We start from the raw sequence: 17,971 nt of genomic DNA on the forward strand, positions 1-17,971 counted from the left end.
GCCACCCGGCCGGTTGGACAGTGGGATTATGTCGTGTTATCTAGCTAGTGCCGGGATAATCCCGGCATAACCACACAGCAAGCAAAGGAATGAAAATGAAAAGATTCGCCCGAGCATTGCGCGTCACTCTGAATATTCATCCGAACGAAAAGAGCAGCGTGTGGAATACCTGGCCGCTGTGGGTCGAATTCTGATCCTGCCAGCCAAACCCGCGATTGAGCGGTAGCAAGACGAAGGGACTCGTCTTTCGAGTCCCTTCCTGCCGGAGACGCACTGCATGCAAGGGATGTCGAATGAAGGCAGCGCCATTGCTGCCGAGCGCCTGGCTGCGCGCGTGGAGCGCGAAGGGCCTGTGCTGAAGCTGGAAACCGGTGGAATCGGGGTGTTCTGCCCGGAGCTTGCCGGCAAGGTCGACAAGGAAAATTCCGAGCAGCTGTACGTCGTCGAGTCGCTGGCCGACCTGTTCCGCCGTCACGAGCGCGTGCGCTGGACCGACGTGCGCAGCCTGATCGCCACCCGTAGTGCTGAGCTCACCGGAGCACAGACCCTGGAGGCACTGCAGTCGCGCATGAGGCAAGCTCTGGATGGGGTGTGCGGCCATGCGCTGGATGCCACGCCGGCGGTGTGGAAAGTGATGGCCCATCCCTTGATCCCGCTGGTGATCGACGGGCTCGATGCCCGCGGCACCGCAGCCATCGAACGCGCCCTGCATCTGCGCTACACCACCCAGGTCGAGCAGGTCATCCATCGGCGCCACCTGCTGCGCAACTTCCTCATCGGCCGTGCCGAATCACGGGCGATTGCCGCGGAACTCAAGCACCGTGTCCGCAGCGGACGTTCGGCGCTGGATTACGCGCAGTCATTGCTGAGCCTGCGAGAGCGCATCGGCCTGGACAAGGTCACCTACCTGGTCACCGTGCAGCTGATCGCCATTTCCGGCGTGCCCGGCATGATGGCCGCCTGCCTGCTGCTGGCGATGCAGATGCATCCACACTGGCGCCAGCGCATCGAGGAGGAATTCGCGCCGCTCTCGGAGGCGGAGATCCACGCGCTGCCGATGGCCAGGATTCCCTGCACGATGCGCTTCCTGAAGGAAGTGATGCGGCTGTACTCCACGCCCTTCAACAACCGCCGGGTGGCTGCCTGCGATCTGCAGGTGGAAGGGCAGGCCATCGTCGAAGGTACGGTCTTCGAGCTGAGCTCGTTCATCCAGCACCGCTCGGCGAAGTACTGGGATGACCCGCTGCAGTTCGATCCCGATCGCTGGTTGCCCGAACGGCGCAAGCGTACCGCCGGCATCTATGTGCCTTATGGCTTCCCCACGCGTTCCTGCGTGGGATCGGCGGTCGGCAATGCACAGCTGGTATTGCTGTGCGCGCTGCTGGCACGCGAGTTCCGCTTCACCCCCAGCGCCGACTATCGGCCCGAGGTGCGCATGGAGGGCTTTGCGATTCCGGCGGCGCTGCATGGCACGTTCTCGCGGCGTACGGCCGGTGCCTGATCTGTCGGGACGGCGGCTTACTTTCCCGTTCGCCCGTGTGCCTGCATGTCCTCATGCAGGATCCGCCGCAGCTCGACGATGGCCGGCGTAGCTTCCTGCACGCTGTGTCCGGAAACGATCACCTTCTCCGAATCCGCGTGCGGCAGGTGCGAACTCCAGTAGGGCACCAGCCCGTCATCGGTCTTCTCAAGTGGGCCATCGGCCTTGGCGCGGGCGATGATCGAGTGGTAGTGCACCTTCGGTGACATCGGCAGGTCAGCCACGGCGCGGACGAACGGGTCGTCCTTGTCCAGGTTCTGGATGCTGTTCATCTGGTAGCCGTGCTTGCCGTCATTGCGGTCGATCTGGCCGTCGTTGGCGATGGTGGCGACGTCTTCCAGCACGGTCAGTGGCAACCGCACCAGTCGGCCGATCCACCGGCCGAGGCGGGTGCCCGCCACGTCGGTACCGCGATGCGGCGTGGCGATGAACACCACGCGGGACACTTCCGGTTCTGGCAGGAAGGTCAGCACCGGTGCGCCTTTGGTGCGCAGCAGTTCGCGCTGGGCGGGCGTCATCTGCGCGGCGGCCAGCAGGGTGTCGACCAGGTGGTCGCCGGAGGAGGAGATCATCAACCGTGCGATCACCCCGCCCATGCTGTGCCCCACCAGCACCATGTCATGCGAGGCCTGCGCCTTGCCGCTGGGGTCGAAGTGCTTGAACGCTTCAGCCAGCGTGTGGCGCATCGCATCGTGGCTCATCGCGATGGGCATGTTGGTCGGGTAATAGAACTGCCAGACCTGGAACTCCCGGCGGATCTCGTCGTCGCGCAGCAGTTCGTTGGCCACGTTGACCCAGGCTTCCGGACTGCTGGCCAGGCCATGGATCATCAGCAGCACGCGGCGGTTCGGGTCGTAGGGCTGCATCATGTACAGATGCGGCGTGTCGATGCCGCCCTTGCCACCGAACAGCGTGCGCAACGACTGTCGGCTGAAGTTGGAGCGGGCCAGCCACAGCGCATAGCCGGCAGTGAAGTTGGCCGCCAGTGGCACCTGCTGGCCGTGCAGGGTCACTTCCGAAACCTGGTAGGGATCGTGGATCTCCAGCTCCGGCTCGTCATCGTGCAGCACCTCCCACAGGTTGTTCCCCGAGAAGCGCAGCAGCACCGTCATCGATGGCGAGGGCATCTCGCTCCAGCTCTGCGTGGCCGAAGTGCTGGCCTGCGTTGCCTGCGCCGCTGCCCGAAGCGTGGTGGCCGTGCTGCCGGCCGGGTCATCCATCACCGCCACCAGCTCGGCACCGAAGCCGTCGCGGCGATGCACGCTGCGCAGCGTACCGGTGAACGACAGCGAGGCGGCGGGTACCAGCTCGCTGGGGGTACGCTGGTCCAGCGCCGATGCTTGGTCTGAAGGGGCCAGCACGAAGGTCCAGCGGCCCAGCTGGAAATGGCTGGCCTGGCCGTGCACGCGCCCGGTGGCATACGCGTTGTACAGCTGCACCGAGGCTTCCTGCACCGCCAGGTTGTAGTAGTCGCGCACCTGGGTCTGGCGGTCTTCGAAACCACGCTGGTTGGCGGTGCGCTCGGTGAAGAACAGATAGGCATAGGCCTGGCGCGCGACCTGCATCCACGCATCGAGGCGTGGCTGGAAGTCGGCATCCAGCTCGGTGACTGCGGTCTTGGCGCGGCCGGATGCCGAGTACTTGCGCTTTGGCGCCGGCAGGGTCATCGCATACTGCAGCCACAACTCGGCCAGGCTGGAGCGCTTGTCTTCCTCGCGCACCACGATGCTGCTTTCCATGGCCTCGATGCAGGGCAGGCCGGGCTTGGCACAGACGCCCTCATCGAGCCCGGCCACGCGCAGGGTCTCAATGGTCGCCGCGCTGAGCTTGCCGGAGGTCAGGATGTCACCGCGCTTGAGCGCGATGTACTGGCCGGGCGTGACCGAGGCAACCTGCACCGACGGCCCGAACTGGCGCAGCGTCGCGCAGCCGCCCAGGGTGAGCAGCACGGTGATGATGAGGGTCGTGCGGCCGATGAAGCCCAAGCCCGTGGTAGCCATGCGATCCTCCTGCGCGGTGGCGCCACTCTAGCGGTGGGCCTGTCAAAGCGGAATAGACCGGACGGTCGGTTTGGGCCTGGCCGCCTTGGGTGATTCAGCCATTCCCGTGTGACACTGCGGCCAATGGAAAGGACACGGTGATCGCGATGGTCTGGCTGGAAACCCGTATTCCCCCGCCCGTGGTAATGCTGCTGTTCGCCGCTATGGGCTTTGCAGCACGCTGGCTGTGGCCGGGTTTGCACCTTCGGGTGCCGGTGCCGGTTCTGCTGGCAGGGGTGACGGTGACGCTGGGTGTCGTGCTCAACTTGCTGCCCAAGATCTCTTTCCGACGCGCCGGTACCACCGTCAATCCTCTGCTACCTTCGGCGTCGAGCGCGCTGGTTACCAGCGGAATCTATCGCCGCACCCGAAACCCGATGTATCTCGGCCAGGCGCTGGTCCTGTTTGGTGCCATGGTGTACCTGCAGAACCTGATCGCGCTGCTGGTGGTGCCGCTGTTCCTGGCGTACATCACTTGGCTGCAGATCCTGCCGGAGGAGCGGGCACTGATGGTCCGCTTTCCCGAGGCGTACGCGCAGTACCGTCATCGCGTGCCACGCTGGCTGTAGCGTCGGCTACGCCATCAGCGGCTGATCTGGCACTTCACCGCCGCCGAATAGCCCTCGTAGTCGTCACCCGCGATCACGTGCAGGGTGTGGCGCTTGTCGATGCGCTTCACGTAGGAAGGTTCCTCGGTATTGGCATGCTCGTTGACCTCGGTCACCGACCAGGCCCTGGCCAGGCGCTTGGGATCGACGCCGTTCAAGTACACGAAGAGGCCTTTCTCGCCTTCGGTCACATTCACATCGGCACTGCTGACCGTGCCGCCAAACAGCGCGACCGGCTTGTCCTCCGGCTCGAAGGTGCCGCCCGGCTTCTTGGCCAGGCCGGCCGCCTGCAGGGCATCGATGGCGTCGGCCGCACTGAAATCCGAGCCCGCCTTGCAGGCCAGCAGTGCTTCCAGCGTGGCGGTGCCGGGCGGCGCGATGGCCGGGGCTGCGGCGTGCGTGGCTGGGGCGGCGGCGAGCGCGGTGAGGAACAGGGCGAGCGTGGTTGTGGCGATTTTCATTGCAGATCCTTCTGGCGGTCGCGGATGGAGGGACTGTTGTGTTGGCGGTGTCATCCCGATTATGCGCCACACGTCCTGCGCGACGTGCAGGCACAAAAAAGCCGGAACCCCAGTTGACGGGAGATCCGGCTTCTTGCGGCCTCGACAGGCCATACAGATGGTGGAGGTGGGCGGAATTGAACCGCCGTCCGAAGGCACTCCATCCCCAGCACTACATGCTTAGCTCACCGTTGGATCTCGTCCCCGAACAGCACGGTGCGCAAAGCGCATCCGGGAACCAGCCTGTTGTGTTCTAGTGCCGGACTGACAGGCAGCCGTCCAGCGCGATTCCATGATAGTGACTCTACACCGCGAGCATGGACACAAGCGGTTTCGAGGCTTAGGCCTTAAGCGGCCAGAGCGTAGTTGTCGTCGTTGGCAACTAGAGTTTTGCAGCTGGATTTACGAGGAAAGCTACCCCCTCGGCATGCGCCAGGCGACTTCACAACCCCCGTCGAAACCAATGCACCCCCGGTTTCTTCAAGTTCTGCAAGGTACAAGGCCTGTTTCGTGTCGCCACGGTCAGTGCCTGCCCAACAGTGGCAATGCTACGGCAAAACAGCTGAACAGTCACCTTCGCAATCCACAACAAGTTGTAGAGCCTCCGTCATCGCGGATTGGTAACGTCATTGGCACGAATTTGCGACACACTGAAGACGACCATCCGAGCCAGGACAGACACGGAGACTGTGGGTGACCGAGGCAAGCCAACAACGCAGCCTGCGACAGCTGGTCGGACCCGTCGGGGCCGACTACCAGCGACGGGCATTGCCCCCTGGCTGGGTCTGGGCCGTGCTGGGCGCGCTGCTGGCGGCCACCTGCCTGACCGAACTGCCGGCCACAGCGGCCGCAGCACTGGTCGCCAGTGCGGTGGTGGTGCACTGGTCGCAGCGCGGTCGCATCCATTGGCTGGGCTGGCGCCTGCCGGGCCTGGCGGTGTTGGCGGCCCTGCTGTGGGGGCCGGAAGTGCTGTCGCAGTGGTTCGAGCACGGGCTGGCCGTGGTCCTGATGTCGCTGGCCAGCCTCAGCATCGGCGTGCATGTGTGGCAGTCGCGGCAGATGGCGCAGCAGCTCCAGGGCGCGGCCGATTCGATGGATGACGCCCAGTTGCTGGCCCTGCTGCCGGCCGACGCAGCCCAGCTGGCGCAGCGGTGGCGCGCCGGTGATGACCGGCATGCGCCCGAACTGGCGGTGGTGATGCATCTGGCCGTGATGCACGCCGCGCTGGCACCGCGCATGCGCGGGCAGGGCGTGCTGGCGGGGTGACCGGCAGGCAACTCCAGCGCCGACACGACTACGACCCCGACAACGTCTTGCGCAGGTAGATCCGCTCGTGACCGGGTGGGCAGTCGGGCAGTCGCCCATACACGGTGTAGCCCTGCCGCAGGTAGAAGGCTTCGGCCTGCCAGTCGAAGGTATCCAGCATCACGCTGCGGGCGCCATGGCGGTGCGCAACGGCTTCTGCTTCCGCCAGCAGGCGCTGGCCGATGCCTCGCCCGCGCAGTTCCGGGTCCACCCACAGCACATGCACCTGCAGCCAGCCGGCACAGACGTCGGCCAGCACGCCGCCGCGCAGCGTGCCGTGCTCGTCATGCCAGGCCAGGCGGACTGGGGTCTCATCGAACGCATCGCCGCCGTGGGCCTGGTTGAAGGCCAGCAGGCGCGCGCACAACGTGCGCGTTTCATCGGCGCTGGCAGTCGCCATGGCGCCCATGGGAGTGATCATGCGTCGCGGTTGCCGCGACGCATCACGCGCTGCTTCTCGATCGCCCAGTCGCGGTCCTTGGCGGCATCGCGCTTGTCGTGGGTCTGCTTGCCCTTGGCCAGCGCGACTTCGAGCTTGATCTTGTTCTTGCTCCAGTACATCGCAGTGGGCACGATCGTGTAGCCATCGCGCTCGACCTTGCCGATCAGCTTGTCGATCTCGTTCCGGTGCAGCAGCAGCTTGCGCTCGCGCCGGTCATTGGCCACCACGTGGGTGGAGGCCTGGATCAACGGGGTGATCTGTGCACCGATCAGGTAGATCTCGCCGCGCTTCACATAGGCGTAGGCATCGATGATGTTGCCACGGCCTGCGCGGATCGACTTGACCTCCCAGCCCTGCAGGGCGAGGCCGGCCTCGAAGCGCTCTTCGATGTGGTATTCGTGGCGGGCACGCTTGTTCAACGCGATGGTTTTGTTGGCCGTCGCGCTCTTTGCTTTATCCTTGCCGCTGTTCTTGCTCATTTCCGTATTGTCTCCGATTCGGGCCCGCCCGGTCGATTGCCGAAACATCCTGTATTCATGCCTACTATCCGCCGCAGCGCCCTGGTCGAACATTCGGCCGCGCGCATGTTCGACCTGGTCAACGACGTCCAGGCCTATCCGCGCCGTTTCCGCTGGTGCTCTGCTGCCCAGATCGTTGAGGAGGGCGAGGACCGCCTGGTGGCGCGACTGGACCTGGGCCTGGGCTCGTTCAGCACATGGTTCCAGACCGAGAACACCCTGCAGCGCCCGCACAGCATTGATATGCAGCTGCGCGATGGCCCGTTCAAGCAGCTGCACGGCCGCTGGGAATTCCATGCGCTGGCCGAGGATGCCTGCAAGGTCACCCTGACCCTGGAGTTCGAACCCAGCTCGCGCCTGCTCGGTCCGGCGCTGGCGATCGGCTTCCAAGGGCTGGCCGATCGCATGGTCAACGATTTCGTCCGCGTCGCCGACGAGGGCTGAGCGATGATCGAGGTCGAGGTGGTGCTGGCCTGGCCGCAGCGGGTGCTGTCGCGCCGCTTGCAGCTGGAAGAAGGTGCGACCGTGGCCGACGCCATTGCCGCCGCCGCGCTGGAAGGCAGTGCCGATTGCCCCGCCGTCGCCGTTCATGGTGTGCTGGCTCGCCCGCAGCAGGCACTGCTGGAAGGTGATCGCATCGAGTTGCTGCGCCCGTTGCTGGCCGACCCCAAGGACAACCGCCGGCGTCGCGCACTCGGCGGTTGATTCCGGCAGCCGTACCTGCGGACGGGCAGGGGGCTCAGCGGCCCTTCTTCTTCTTGTCCTTCGGCAGGTTGCGGCCGAACTGGCGCACGGTCTGCTGGGCCAGGGCCTTGTCGTTGCCCGGGAAGTAATCGCCTTCCCAGCGGGTCACGGTGTCATTCTCGAAGAACACCACGAAGTTCTTCACTTCGGTACGACCCAGGCGGTTCACGCGCTGGCTGGAGGTGTAGTCCCAACGCTGGGCGTGGAACGGGTCGGGAATGGACGGGGTGCCCAGCAGCGCGGTGACCTGCTGCTTGCTCTGCCCGACCTGCAGCTTGGCCACGGCATCTTCCCGGATCAGGTTGCCCTGATAGATGGGTTGCTTGTAGATGATGCCGCACCCGGTGGTGGACAGGGCGACGGCGGCGACCAACAGGAGATTGCGCATCGGGACTGGCGGTTGGGGAAATCAAACCGATGATACACTCCCGGCGTGCCACCGCGACCCAATCCGAGGCAGCTGGCGCTAAATCGCCAATGAACGGAGACCTATGGAAACCCACGACCTGCGTAAAGTCGGCCTGAAGGTGACCCATCCGCGGATGCGGATCCTGGCGCTGCTCGAGCAGCGCAATGCCCAGCACCACATGACCGCCGAAGACATCTACCGCCAGCTGCTGGAGCACGGCGACGAGATCGGCCTGGCCACGGTGTACCGGGTGCTGACCCAGTTCGAGGCCGCCGGCCTCGTGCTCAAGCACAATTTCGAGGGCGGCCAGGCGGTCTACGAACTGGACCGTGGCGGCCACCACGACCACATGGTCGACGTGGACAGTGGCAAGATCATCGAGTTCGAAAGCCACGAGATCGAGGAGCTGCAGCGCAAGATCGCCGCAGACCATGGCTACGAGCTGGAAGAGCACTCGCTGGTGCTGTACGTGCGCAAGAAGCGCAAGTAATCCGTTCCGGCCAGCTGGATGCGACGAAACCCCGGGCCTGCCCGGGGTTTTTCGTTGATGGGGTCAGAGCCCTTTCCGTTCAGGTAAGGGATCCGACCCCTTGCGGCCCAGCAGGATCTCCAGGTCCACCGCCTCAGCCATGGCCCGGTTGCCGGCATCACCCGGGTGGAGGTGGTCGCCGGAGTCGTAGGCCACGGCCATCCGTGAGGGATCGGCCGGGTCGCGCAGCGCCGCGTCCAGGTCGATCACCGCGTCGAACGGGCTGTCCGTGCGCAGCCAGGCATTGAGCTGGCGGCGCAGGGTGTCCTTGTCCGGTTGGTAGTAGTCGTCCAGCGGCGTGCCGGGCAGGGCGCCAGCGAACGGTGGCAAGGTAGCGCCCACGATCCGCACACCTCGGCGGCGGGCCTGTTCTGCCAGCGCGCGATACCCCGCCTGCAGCTCGCTCAGCGTGGGTCGGGCCTGGTTGCGGGCGAATGCGGTACCTGGCCAGCTGATGTCATTGATGCCGATCAGCACGATCACACTGGATACCGCAGGCTGGTCCAGCGCGTCGCGCCGGAAGCGGACCAGGGCGGATTCACCCATGCCGTCGCGCAGCAGCCGCCCCCCGGAAATGCCGGCGTTCACCACGGCTATGCCCCGCGCTGCCAGGAGCGCGGCCAGATGATCGGTCCAGCGCTGGTCCTGGTCGAGGCTGGCGGTGGCACCGTCGGTGATCGAATCCCCGATCACCACCACGCTGCGCGCGTCGGTGTCGGCCTCGACGTCAATTCCGGTCAGCAGCAGGCGGGCGGTGGTGCTGCTGGCTGCGCTCAGGGCCTGGGCCCGGCTCTGGTCGCCAGGGGCGATCCAGCTGGTCTGGCGGCCTTCCCAATGGAACGTCTGAACGGTTGCCGGCCCCGGCACAAAGACGCTGACCTGCAATGCCTGGCGGTCATCCGTGGCCAGCGGGAGCGGATCGCTCAGCTGTTCCTGACCGGGCCCGATCAACACCCCGGGCTGGCCGCCGAAGCTGAGCGGTTGCGGGATGGCGCCCGCGCGTGCGGCCACGCTGGCCGCCCCGATCCGCAGCGGCCGGGTGCCGTAGGCATTGCTCAGCCGCACCCGCAGCCGCGGGCCGCCCAGGCTGACACGCACCGTCTGGCGGAAGGTCTGGTCCTGCAGCGTGGCCGGGACCAGGGTCGGGAACAGGAAATCCGCGTTCCAGACCGGCTGCGGGCTGGCCTGCCAGCTGGCGACCCAGTGCGGGGCGGATGCGGCACTGGCGGCGCCGGACACGGCGAGCAGGGCGGTGGTGGTGAGCTGGCTCAAGCGGTTCATCGGGCAGTCCCGAGTGGAGGGACCGCCATGGTGATTCCGTGCTTATCTGTGAACTAGACTGCGCACGGACAATCATCTGTGAACTGGATTCATCGCCATGGCGCGACCCGACATCAACCGATCCGGCGAACTGGAAGTGTTCGTGCGGGTGATCGAGACCGGTGGCTTTTCCGCTGCGGCCCGCACGCTGGACATGACGCCGTCGGCGGTGAGCAAGCTGGTGGCGCGGCTGGAGCAACGGCTGGGCACGCGCCTGCTGCAACGCTCCACCCGCCAGCTGCAGCTGACCCCGGAAGGCTGCGCGTTCTACGAGCGTGGCCTGCGCGTGCTGGCCGACCTGGAGGAGGCCGAGCGTTGTGCCAGCGCCCATGCCGAGCCGCGCGGGCGGTTGCGGGTCAACTCCAACGTGCCGTTTGGCCGCCATTTCCTGTTGCCGCTGCTGCCGGCGTTCCTTGAGCGTAACCCGCAGGTGGGCGTGGACCTGACCCTCAACGACGAGGTGATCGACCTGCTGGAGCAGCGCACCGACGTGGCAGTGCGGGCCGGGCCGCTGAAGAGCTCCAGTCTGGTGGCGCGACGGCTGGGCGCGACGCGGATGTTGATCGTGGCTGCACCGGCCTACGCGCAGCGGCACGGGCTGCCACGCACTGCCGAGGAGCTGCAGTCGCACAACCGGCTGGACATAGGCCATGCTCGTGCGATGCAGGGGTGGCCGTTGCTGCAGGAGGGGCGCGAGCGGATGCTGCTGCCCAGTGGCAATGCCCGCGCCAGCAACGGCGATGCGCTGCGCCAGCTGGTGCTGGGCGGGCTGGGCATGGCGCGGCTGGCGGCATTCCAGGTGCAGGAGGACATTGCTGCCGGGCGCTTGCTGCCGGTGCTGGAAGAGGCCAATCCCGGTGACCTGGAAGAGGTGCACGCGGTGTTCCTCGGGCAGGGCGGTTACCTGCCGCTGCGGGTGCGCGCGTTCCTCGATTTCCTGGTGGAGAACGTGGATCTGGCGCGGCCATTGGGGTGATACGGGTAGTGCCGGCCGCTGGCCGGCAACCTCACGATCATCGTCCACCGGTGTTGGGTTGCCGGCCAGCGGCCGGCACTACCGTGCGGGTGGGTTGTAGATCCACGCCATGCGTGGATAACCGTGAACAGGCCTCAGGCCTGCAGCAGCTTGCGGGCGGCGGCGCGCGCTTCCTTGCTCACTTCCACGCCGCCGAGCATGCGCGCCAGCTCTTCTTCGCGCGCCTTGTTGTCCAGCTTTTCCACTGCGCTCTGGGTCATGCCTTCCACCGGGGCCTTGCTGACCCGGTAATGGGCGTGGCCCTTGGAGGCGACCTGCGGTAGGTGGGTCACGCACAGTACCTGGCGCTTCTCGCCGAGCGCGCGCAGCTTCTGGCCGACGATGTCAGCCACCGCGCCGCCGATGCCGGAGTCGACCTCGTCAAACACCATGGTCGGCACCGCATCCAGGTCCAGCGCGGCCACTTCGATGGCCAGCGAAATACGTGACAGTTCACCGCCCGAGGCCACCTTGCGCAGGGCGCGCGGCGGTTGGCCGGCGTTGGCCGCCACCAGGAACTCGACGCGCTCGGCACCCTGCGGGTCGGGCTTGCCGCTGTCCTGTGGCTCCAGTTCGATCAGGAACTGGCCGCCGCCCATGCCGAGCTCGGCGATGATGCCGGTGGTGGTGGCCGACAGTTCGGCAGCGGCGCTGCGGCGGCTGGCGGTCAGCACTTCAGCCTGTACGCGCCAGGCGGCGGCGGCCTTGTCGATCTCGCCGGCCAGGCGCTGCAGGCGCTCATCGGCACCGCGCAGTTGCTCCACTTCGGCATGCATGCGCTCACGTTGCGCGCCCAGCTCGTCCATCGGCACGCGGTGCTTGCGGGCTAGGTCGTGCAGGCGGCCGAGGCGGCGCTCGTTCTCCTCGAACTGTTCCGGGTCGGCGTCGAGGTCGTCATGCACCCGGTCCAGCAGCGACAGGGCTTCGTGCAGCTGGATCGAGGCGTTCTCGATCAGGCCGTCCACCTCGCCCAGGCGCGGGTCGTGCTCGACCAGCCGCGACAGCTCGTGGCGCACTTGCTGCAGCAGGTCCAGCGCGGAGCTGCCGTCTTCACCGTTGAGCTGGTTGCTGGCCGCCTGGCAGGCGCTCAGCAGGGCGCTGGCGTGGGCCTGGCGACGGTGGCTGGCGCCAAGCGCGGCAATCGATTCCGGTTCCAGGTCCTCGCGGTCCAGTTCGCGCAGCTGGTGCTCCAGGAAGCCGATCCGGTCACTGACGTCGCCCTGTTGCGACAACGCCAGCGATTCATCGACCAGTGCCTGCCAGGCCGCGGCGGCGTGGCGCACCTGGCGGCGCTCGTTCTCGTTGCCGGCATAGGCATCCAGCAGGGCCAGCTGCGACGGGCGCGCCAGCAGCGCCTGCTGTTCATGCTGGCCGTGGATCTCCACCAGCAGCGAGGCCAGGTCGCCCAGCTGTGCCAGCGTCACCGGGCGGCCATTGATCCAGGCCCGCGAGCCGCCGTCGGCGCGGATCACGCGGCGCAGCTGGCATTGGTCCTCGTCGTCCAGCTCGTTGTCGGCCAGCCACTGGCGGGCGGCCTGCAGCTGCTCCAGCGCGAACTCGGCGGAAAGCTCGGCGCGTGCGGCACCATGGCGGACCACGCCGCTGTCAGCGCGCAGGCCGGACAGGAAGCCCAGTGCGTCGACCATCAGCGACTTGCCGGCGCCAGTCTCGCCTGAAACCACGGTCATGCCTGGCCCGAACTCCAGTTCGGTGGCGCGGACGACGGCGAAATCCTTGATCGAAAGATGTCTGAGCATGGGTAAGGGGGTGTCAGCAGCCGCGCAACGCTAGCACGCGGGCGCGGGAGGTCCAATGACTTGCCAAGGCGATGCGCCGCCATTATCTAGTGTCCGTGTCTCACAGGTTGATTCCATGCACGGTTCTCCCGACCAGCTTGCCCCGCGTGCGCGCCACCTGCTGCGCACGCTGATCGCGCGATATATCCAGGACGGCGAGCCGGTCGGCTCGCAGACGCTGGCGCGCGTGGCCGGCCTGGAGGTCAGCCCGGCCACCATCCGCAACATCCTGGGCGACCTGGAGGATCTGGGCCTGCTGGCCTCGCCACATACCTCGGCCGGCCGCGTCCCGACCGCGCATGGCTACCGGGTGTTCGTCGACAGCCTGCTGCAGATGCAGCCGCCGGGCGAGGGCGAGCTGGCCCGGTTGCGCCAGGAACTGGCCGGTGGCGGCAGCACCCAGGCCCTGCTCGGCAGCGCCTCGGAGCTGCTGTCGGCGATGAGCCACTTCGTCGGCGTGGTCAGCGCACCGCGGCGCGAGCAGTTCGCCTTCCGCCAGATCGATTTCGTGGCGCTGGATGGGCGCCGGGTGCTGGCGATCCTGGTATTTGCCGACAACGAGGTGCAGAACCGGGTGATCGAGACCCGGCAGGAGTTTGCGCCAGGCCAGCTGGAGCAGGTCGCCAACTACCTCAATGCGCATTTCGCCGGCCTGCCGATGGCCGAGATCCGTACCCGACTGCTGCTGGAGCTGCGCGACGCCCGGTCCGAACTGGAGCAGTTGCTGGCCCACAGCATCGAACTGGCCGAGCAGGCCCTGCAGCCGGCGGCCGACGACATGCTGGTGGCCGGGCAGACCCGCTTGATGGGCGTGCAGGACCTGTCCGACCTGGAGCGCCTGCGCGAACTGTTCGAGCTGTTCTCCAGCAAGCGCGAGATCCTGCAGCTGCTGGAGCGGACCATCCAGGCGCCGGGGGTGCGCATCTTCATCGGCGAAGAGACCGGAATGATGCCGCTGCAGGGCGTCTCGCTGGTCACTGCCCCGTACACCGCCAATGGCCAGGTGCTGGGCGTGCTGGGCGTGATCGGTCCCAAGCGGATGGCCTACGACCGGGTGATCCCGCTGGTCCAGGCCACCGCCGATGTGCTTGGCGCGGCCTTTTCACCGGCCGGACGCACGCCGGGAACATCCGACGCTTGAAACGCAGCATCCCGCCCACACTAGGGTGGGTGGAGGCGGAGAGTGACCGCCAGGGACCCAGACATGAACCACGAACATCCAGATATCGAATCCCAGCAGAGTGCCGCCGATGCGGCTGCCACCGCCGGCGTCAACGACGAAGTCGAGCGCCTGCGCGCCGAAGTCGAGCAGGTCAAGGCCGATGCGCTGCGTGAGCGCGCCGACCTGGAAAACCAGCGCAAGCGTGTTGCCCGTGACATCGAGCAGGCCCGCAAGTTCGCCAACGAGAAGCTGCTGGGCGAGCTGCTGCCGGTGTTCGACAGCCTGGATGCCGGCCTGAAGGCCGCCGGCGACGACCCGCACCCGCTGCGCGAAGGCTTGGAGCTGACCTACAAGCAGCTGCTGAAGGTCGCCGCCGACAACGGCCTGGCGCTGCTGGATCCGATCGGCCAGCCGTTCAACCCGGAACACCACCAGGCCATCAGCCAGGTGCCGACCCCGGGCGCTGCCCCGGGCAGCGTGGTGACCGTGTTCCAGAAGGGCTACCTGCTCAACGAGCGCCTGCTGCGGCCGGCGCTGGTGGTGGTGGCCGCCGACTGATCCGGCAGGGCCGGGCGGCGGACAGACCCGTCACCCGACCCGACGCTGAATGCGCCGGATCGTCGGAAACACAGCGTTCGGGAGGTGGCTTGAATGTTCCACGGGCCTCCCCCACATCGTATTCATCCACCGGCCGAACGGCCGGACTGACCCCAACAAGCATCCTCAGGAGTCTCCCCCATGGGCAAGATCATTGGTATCGACCTCGGCACCACCAACTCGTGCGTGGCGATCATGGACGGCGGCAAGGCCCGCGTCATCGAGAATTCGGAAGGCGATCGCACCACCCCGTCGATCGTCGCCTACACCAAGGACGGCGAAGTCCTGGTCGGTGCCTCGGCCAAGCGCCAGGCCGTGACCAACCCGAAGAACACCTTCTATGCGGTGAAGCGCCTGATCGGCCGCAAGTTCACCGATGGCGAGGTGCAGAAGGACATCGCCCACGTCCCGTACAGCATCCTGGCCCATGACAATGGCGATGCCTGGGTCGCCACCAGCGACGGCAAGAAGATGGCCCCGCAGGAAATCTCGGCCAAGGTGCTGGAGAAGATGAAGAAGACCGCCGAGGACTTCCTCGGTGAGAAGGTCACCGAAGCGGTCATTACCGTGCCGGCCTACTTCAACGACAGCCAGCGCCAGGCGACCAAGGACGCCGGGCGCATCGCCGGCCTGGACGTCAAGCGCATCATCAACGAGCCGACCGCGGCTGCGCTGGCCTACGGCCTGGACAAGGGCGACAACAAGGATCGCAAGATCGTGGTGTACGACCTGGGCGGCGGCACCTTCGACGTCTCGGTGATCGAGATCGCCAATGTCGACGGCGAGAAGCAGTTCGAAGTGCTGGCCACCAACGGCGACACCTTCCTGGGTGGCGAAGACTTCGACAACCGCGTCATCGAATATCTGGTTGAAGAATTCAACAAGGACCAGGGCATCGACCTGCGCAAGGATCCGCTGGCCCTGCAGCGCCTGAAGGATGCTGCCGAGCGCGCCAAGATCGAGCTGTCCAGCGCCCAGCAGACCGAAGTGAACCTGCCGTACGTCACCGCTGACGCGTCGGGTCCGAAGCACCTGAACATCAAGCTGACCCGCGCCAAGCTGGAAGCACTGGTGGACGACCTGATCAAGAAGTCGATCGAGCCGTGCCGCGTCGCCCTGAACGATGCCGGCCTGCGTTCGAGCGACATCAGCGAAGTGATCCTGGTCGGCGGCCAGACCCGCATGCCGAAGGTGCAGCAGGCGGTGACCGAGTTCTTCGGCAAGGAACCGCGCAAGGACGTCAACCCGGACGAAGCCGTGGCACTGGGTGCGGCGATCCAGGGCGGCGTGCTGGGCGGCGACGTCAAGGACGTGCTGCTGCTGGACGTGACCCCGCTGTCGCTGGGTATCGAAACCATGGGTGGCGTGTTCACCAAGATCATCGAGAAGAACACCACCATCCCGACCAAGGCCTCGCAGGTGTTCTCCACCGCCGAGGACAACCAGTCGGCCGTGACCGTGCACGTGCTGCAGGGTGAGCGCGAACAGGCCCGCTTCAACAAGTCGCTGGCCAAGTTCGACCTGTCCGGCATCGAGCCGGCCCCGCGCGGCCTGCCGCAGGTGGAAGTGTCCTTCGACATCGACGCCAACGGCATCCTGCACGTGTCGGCCAAGGACAAGAAGACCAACAAGGAACAGAAGGTCGAGATCAAGGCCGGTTCGGGCCTGTCCGAGGAGGAGATCGCGCGCATGGTCGCCGACGCGGAAGCCAACCGCGAAGAAGACAAGAAGTTCCAGGAACTGGTGCAGGCCCGCAACCAGGCCGACGCCCTGATCCACGGCACCCGCAGCGCCATCACCGAGCACGGCAGCAAGGTCGGCGGCGATGTCATCGGCAAGGTCGAGGCGGCGCTGGCTGACCTGGAAACCGCGATGAAGGGCGACGACAAGGCACAGATCGAAGCCAAGTCGAAGGCACTGGAAGAAGCTGGCCAGTCGCTGTTCGCCGCTGCTTCGGCCGACCAGGGCGGTGCCCCGGGTGCCGACGCCGGCAATGCCGGCAAGGCGCAGGACGACGTGGTCGACGCTGAGTTCACCGAAGTCAAGGACGACAAGAAGTCCTGATCCGGACCGACGCGGGACGCTGGCCACCAGCGTCCCGTTGTCGCATCAGGGTCCTGACCGCCTACCGGCGTGTCGGGGCGCCCGACGCAAGAGCGGACCTGGTTCCGCTCTTCCGCTTTGACGAATCCCGACGTTCCGGAACCCGATTCACGATATGAGCAAGCGCGATTACTACGAAGTGCTGGGCGTTGCCCGCACCGCCACTGACGAAGAGCTGAAGAAGGCCTACCGTCGCTGCGCGATGAAGTTCCACCCGGACCGCAACCCGGGCGATACGGCGGCCGAAGCCTCCTTCAAGGAGTGCAAGGAAGCCTACGAAGTACTGTCCGACGGCAACAAGCGCCGCATGTACGACAGCCACGGCCACGCCGCGTTCGAGCATGGCATGGGTGGTGGTGGTCCGGGCGGCCCGGACATGAACGATATCTTCGGCGATATCTTCGGCAACATTTTTGGCGGTGGCGGCGGTGGTCCGCGCCAGGCCCGTCGCGGCGCCGACATCGGCTACGTGATGGAATTGGACCTGGAAGAGGCCGTGCGCGGCGTCGAGCGCCGGATCGAGATCCCGACCCTGGCCGAATGCGGCGACTGCGATGGCAGTGGCTCCGAAGACGGCAAGGTCGAGACCTGCAACGTGTGCCATGGCCGTGGTCAGGTGCGCATCCAGCGCGGCATCTTCGCCATGCAGCAGGCCTGCCACAACTGCGGCGGCCGTGGCCAGATCATCGCCAAGCCCTGCAAGACCTGCCACGGCAACGGCCGTGTCGAGGAAGACAAGGTGCTGTCGGTGAAGGTGCCGGCCGGCGTCGACACCGGCGATCGCATCCGCCTGCAGGGCGAGGGCGAGGCCGGCCCGGCCGGCACGCCGCCGGGTGATCTGTACGTGGAAGTGCGCGTGCGCGAGCATGCCATCTTCCAGCGCGATGGCGATGATCTGCACTGCGAAGTGCCGATCCGCATCTCGCAGGCGGCGCTTGGCGACACCGTGCGCGTGGCCACCCTCGGCGGCGAAGCGGAGATCCGTATCCCGGCCGAGACCCAGACCGGCAAGCTGTTCCGCCTGCGCGGCAAGGGCGTGCGTTCGGTGCGCAGCCGCAGCGAAGGCGACCTGTACTGCCGCGTGGTGGTGGAGACGCCGGTGAACCTCACCAACGAGCAGCGCAAGCTGCTGGAACAGTTCGAAGCCACCTTCGTCGGCGAGGAAGCGCGCAAGCATTCGCCGAAATCGGCCACTTTCATCGACGGCGTGAAGGGCTTCTGGGACCGGATGACGTCCTGAGTTTTTCAACGGAAGCGTTGAGCGGAAGCGCCGGGCCATGCCCGGCGTTCTCGTTTGCGATCTGCGATGGTTTCCGCCGGGCATGCGCCGCGATGGTGGATCCA

18 protein-coding genes and 1 other RNA gene are annotated in these 17,971 nt (G+C 66.4%); 11 read left to right on the plus strand and 8 right to left on the minus strand.

Annotated elements, in window-relative coordinates; genetic code table 11:
• The first annotated feature begins 277 nt into the window (after window positions 1-277).
• The gene (locus ACEPA4_RS08145; RefSeq protein WP_262090847.1) at window positions 278-1,501 is read left to right on the plus strand and encodes a cytochrome P450; all 1,224 of its coding nucleotides are present in this window, start codon (window positions 278-280) and stop codon (window positions 1,499-1,501) included.
• Between the two features lie 17 nt (window positions 1,502-1,518).
• Here ACEPA4_RS08145 and ACEPA4_RS08150 read toward each other — a convergent pair whose 3' ends face one another.
• Complete coding sequence (locus tag ACEPA4_RS08150) at window positions 1,519-3,540, minus strand: triacylglycerol lipase (RefSeq protein ID WP_262090846.1); 2,022 nt, start codon at window positions 3,538-3,540, stop codon at window positions 1,519-1,521.
• Window positions 3,541-3,686: 146 nt separating this feature from the next.
• Here ACEPA4_RS08150 and ACEPA4_RS08155 point away from each other — a divergent pair, with 146 nt between their 5' ends.
• Complete coding sequence (locus ACEPA4_RS08155) at window positions 3,687-4,148, plus strand: isoprenylcysteine carboxylmethyltransferase family protein (protein ID WP_164093357.1); 462 nt, start codon at window positions 3,687-3,689, stop codon at window positions 4,146-4,148.
• Between the two features lie 14 nt (window positions 4,149-4,162).
• On the opposite strand, the gene ACEPA4_RS08160 is transcribed toward ACEPA4_RS08155, so the two are convergent.
• Together ACEPA4_RS08160 and ssrA are read right to left on the minus strand one after the other, a co-directional pair.
• The gene (locus tag ACEPA4_RS08160) at window positions 4,163-4,648 is read right to left on the minus strand and encodes a hypothetical protein (protein WP_164093355.1); all 486 of its coding nucleotides are present in this window, start codon (window positions 4,646-4,648) and stop codon (window positions 4,163-4,165) included.
• A gap of 158 nt (window positions 4,649-4,806) precedes the next feature.
• Window positions 4,807-5,160, minus strand: a transfer-messenger RNA (tmRNA) gene (gene ssrA / locus ACEPA4_RS08165).
• Between the two features lie 220 nt (window positions 5,161-5,380).
• On the opposite strand from ssrA, the gene ACEPA4_RS08170 reads away from it, so the two are divergent.
• Window positions 5,381-5,953, plus strand: a complete 573-nt coding sequence (locus tag ACEPA4_RS08170) for a hypothetical protein (RefSeq protein WP_065179671.1) — start codon at window positions 5,381-5,383, stop codon at window positions 5,951-5,953.
• A 28-nt stretch (window positions 5,954-5,981) separates the two neighbouring features.
• On the opposite strand, the gene ACEPA4_RS08175 is transcribed toward ACEPA4_RS08170, so the two are convergent.
• Together ACEPA4_RS08175 and smpB are read right to left on the minus strand one after the other, a co-directional pair.
• Window positions 5,982-6,413 (minus strand): N-acetyltransferase, encoded by a 432-nt coding sequence (locus ACEPA4_RS08175; protein WP_065179670.1) that lies wholly within the window; start codon window positions 6,411-6,413, stop codon window positions 5,982-5,984.
• Window positions 6,410-6,913, minus strand: coding sequence for an SsrA-binding protein SmpB (gene smpB / locus ACEPA4_RS08180; RefSeq protein ID WP_005416174.1), 504 nt, complete (start codon window positions 6,911-6,913; stop codon window positions 6,410-6,412). Before smpB ends, ACEPA4_RS08175 begins: the two co-directional genes overlap by 4 nt.
• Window positions 6,914-6,970: 57 nt before the next feature.
• Between smpB and ACEPA4_RS08185 the strand changes: the two genes are divergently transcribed.
• Both ACEPA4_RS08185 and ACEPA4_RS08190 read left to right on the plus strand, forming a co-directional pair.
• Window positions 6,971-7,396, plus strand: a complete 426-nt coding sequence (locus ACEPA4_RS08185) for a type II toxin-antitoxin system RatA family toxin (protein WP_005416175.1) — start codon at window positions 6,971-6,973, stop codon at window positions 7,394-7,396.
• A 3-nt stretch (window positions 7,397-7,399) separates the two neighbouring features.
• On the plus strand, window positions 7,400-7,657 hold the full coding sequence (locus ACEPA4_RS08190; protein WP_005416176.1) for an RnfH family protein: 258 nt from the start codon (window positions 7,400-7,402) through the stop codon (window positions 7,655-7,657).
• Window positions 7,658-7,691: 34 nt separating this feature from the next.
• Here the strand turns inward: ACEPA4_RS08190 and ACEPA4_RS08195 are convergent, their stop codons facing one another.
• Complete coding sequence (locus ACEPA4_RS08195) at window positions 7,692-8,084, minus strand: outer membrane protein assembly factor BamE (protein ID WP_005409234.1); 393 nt, start codon at window positions 8,082-8,084, stop codon at window positions 7,692-7,694.
• Between the two features lie 103 nt (window positions 8,085-8,187).
• Between ACEPA4_RS08195 and fur the strand changes: the two genes are divergently transcribed.
• Window positions 8,188-8,595, plus strand: coding sequence for a ferric iron uptake transcriptional regulator (gene fur, locus ACEPA4_RS08200; protein WP_005409235.1), 408 nt, complete (start codon window positions 8,188-8,190; stop codon window positions 8,593-8,595).
• 63 nt (window positions 8,596-8,658) lie between these two features.
• On the opposite strand, the gene ACEPA4_RS08205 is transcribed toward fur, so the two are convergent.
• On the minus strand, window positions 8,659-9,915 hold the full coding sequence (locus tag ACEPA4_RS08205) for an SGNH/GDSL hydrolase family protein (RefSeq protein ID WP_065185195.1): 1,257 nt from the start codon (window positions 9,913-9,915) through the stop codon (window positions 8,659-8,661).
• 97 nt (window positions 9,916-10,012) lie between these two features.
• Between ACEPA4_RS08205 and ACEPA4_RS08210 the strand changes: the two genes are divergently transcribed.
• The gene (locus tag ACEPA4_RS08210; RefSeq protein ID WP_171955975.1) at window positions 10,013-10,930 is read left to right on the plus strand and encodes a LysR family transcriptional regulator; all 918 of its coding nucleotides are present in this window, start codon (window positions 10,013-10,015) and stop codon (window positions 10,928-10,930) included.
• Between the two features lie 134 nt (window positions 10,931-11,064).
• On the opposite strand, the gene recN is transcribed toward ACEPA4_RS08210, so the two are convergent.
• A complete protein-coding gene (gene recN / locus ACEPA4_RS08215; RefSeq protein ID WP_065179665.1) occupies window positions 11,065-12,726 on the minus strand; it encodes a DNA repair protein RecN in 1,662 nt (553 codons plus the stop codon).
• Between the two features lie 115 nt (window positions 12,727-12,841).
• Between recN and hrcA the strand changes: the two genes are divergently transcribed.
• The 4 genes from hrcA (at window position 12,842) to dnaJ (ending at window position 17,867) form a co-directional block, all read left to right on the plus strand.
• Window positions 12,842-13,906: a heat-inducible transcriptional repressor HrcA gene (gene hrcA, locus ACEPA4_RS08220; RefSeq protein WP_005416180.1), complete on the plus strand. Its 1,065-nt coding sequence runs from the start codon at window positions 12,842-12,844 to the stop codon at window positions 13,904-13,906.
• A gap of 63 nt (window positions 13,907-13,969) precedes the next feature.
• Window positions 13,970-14,485 carry a nucleotide exchange factor GrpE gene (gene grpE, locus ACEPA4_RS08225; protein ID WP_005416181.1) on the plus strand — a complete coding sequence of 172 codons (516 nt, stop codon included), beginning with the start codon at window positions 13,970-13,972 and terminating at the stop codon, window positions 14,483-14,485.
• Window positions 14,486-14,665: 180 nt separating this feature from the next.
• Window positions 14,666-16,588: a molecular chaperone DnaK gene (dnaK, locus tag ACEPA4_RS08230; protein WP_005416183.1), complete on the plus strand. Its 1,923-nt coding sequence runs from the start codon at window positions 14,666-14,668 to the stop codon at window positions 16,586-16,588.
• A gap of 154 nt (window positions 16,589-16,742) precedes the next feature.
• Window positions 16,743-17,867, plus strand: coding sequence for a molecular chaperone DnaJ (dnaJ, locus tag ACEPA4_RS08235; RefSeq protein WP_065179664.1), 1,125 nt, complete (start codon window positions 16,743-16,745; stop codon window positions 17,865-17,867).
• The last annotated feature ends 104 nt before the right edge of the window (window positions 17,868-17,971 follow it).

Origin of the sequence: Stenotrophomonas sp. P2112 (assembly GCF_041897515.1) — a bacterium.
GTDB lineage: Bacteria > Pseudomonadota > Gammaproteobacteria > Xanthomonadales > Xanthomonadaceae > Stenotrophomonas > Stenotrophomonas sepilia.

Coding starts and splice junctions, on each gene's coding strand:
- ACEPA4_RS08150 (WP_262090846.1), bottom strand. CDS start 3,540: ATGGCTACCACGGGCTTGGGCTTCATCGGCCGCACGACCCTCATCATC.
- ACEPA4_RS08160 (WP_164093355.1), bottom strand. CDS start 4,648: ATGAAAATCGCCACAACCACGCTCGCCCTGTTCCTCACCGCGCTCGCC.
- ACEPA4_RS08175 (WP_065179670.1), bottom strand. CDS start 6,413: ATGATCACTCCCATGGGCGCCATGGCGACTGCCAGCGCCGATGAAACG.
- ACEPA4_RS08155 (WP_164093357.1), top strand. CDS start 3,687: ATGGTCTGGCTGGAAACCCGTATTCCCCCGCCCGTGGTAATGCTGCTG.
- grpE (WP_005416181.1), top strand. CDS start 13,970: ATGAACCACGAACATCCAGATATCGAATCCCAGCAGAGTGCCGCCGAT.
- ACEPA4_RS08190 (WP_005416176.1), top strand. CDS start 7,400: ATGATCGAGGTCGAGGTGGTGCTGGCCTGGCCGCAGCGGGTGCTGTCG.
- ACEPA4_RS08145 (WP_262090847.1), top strand. CDS start 278: ATGCAAGGGATGTCGAATGAAGGCAGCGCCATTGCTGCCGAGCGCCTG.
- fur (WP_005409235.1), top strand. CDS start 8,188: ATGGAAACCCACGACCTGCGTAAAGTCGGCCTGAAGGTGACCCATCCG.
- dnaK (WP_005416183.1), top strand. CDS start 14,666: ATGGGCAAGATCATTGGTATCGACCTCGGCACCACCAACTCGTGCGTG.
- ACEPA4_RS08195 (WP_005409234.1), bottom strand. CDS start 8,084: ATGCGCAATCTCCTGTTGGTCGCCGCCGTCGCCCTGTCCACCACCGGG.
- ACEPA4_RS08205 (WP_065185195.1), bottom strand. CDS start 9,915: ATGAACCGCTTGAGCCAGCTCACCACCACCGCCCTGCTCGCCGTGTCC.
- hrcA (WP_005416180.1), top strand. CDS start 12,842: ATGCACGGTTCTCCCGACCAGCTTGCCCCGCGTGCGCGCCACCTGCTG.
- dnaJ (WP_065179664.1), top strand. CDS start 16,743: ATGAGCAAGCGCGATTACTACGAAGTGCTGGGCGTTGCCCGCACCGCC.
- ACEPA4_RS08210 (WP_171955975.1), top strand. CDS start 10,013: ATGGCGCGACCCGACATCAACCGATCCGGCGAACTGGAAGTGTTCGTG.
- ACEPA4_RS08185 (WP_005416175.1), top strand. CDS start 6,971: ATGCCTACTATCCGCCGCAGCGCCCTGGTCGAACATTCGGCCGCGCGC.
- smpB (WP_005416174.1), bottom strand. CDS start 6,913: ATGAGCAAGAACAGCGGCAAGGATAAAGCAAAGAGCGCGACGGCCAAC.
- recN (WP_065179665.1), bottom strand. CDS start 12,726: ATGCTCAGACATCTTTCGATCAAGGATTTCGCCGTCGTCCGCGCCACC.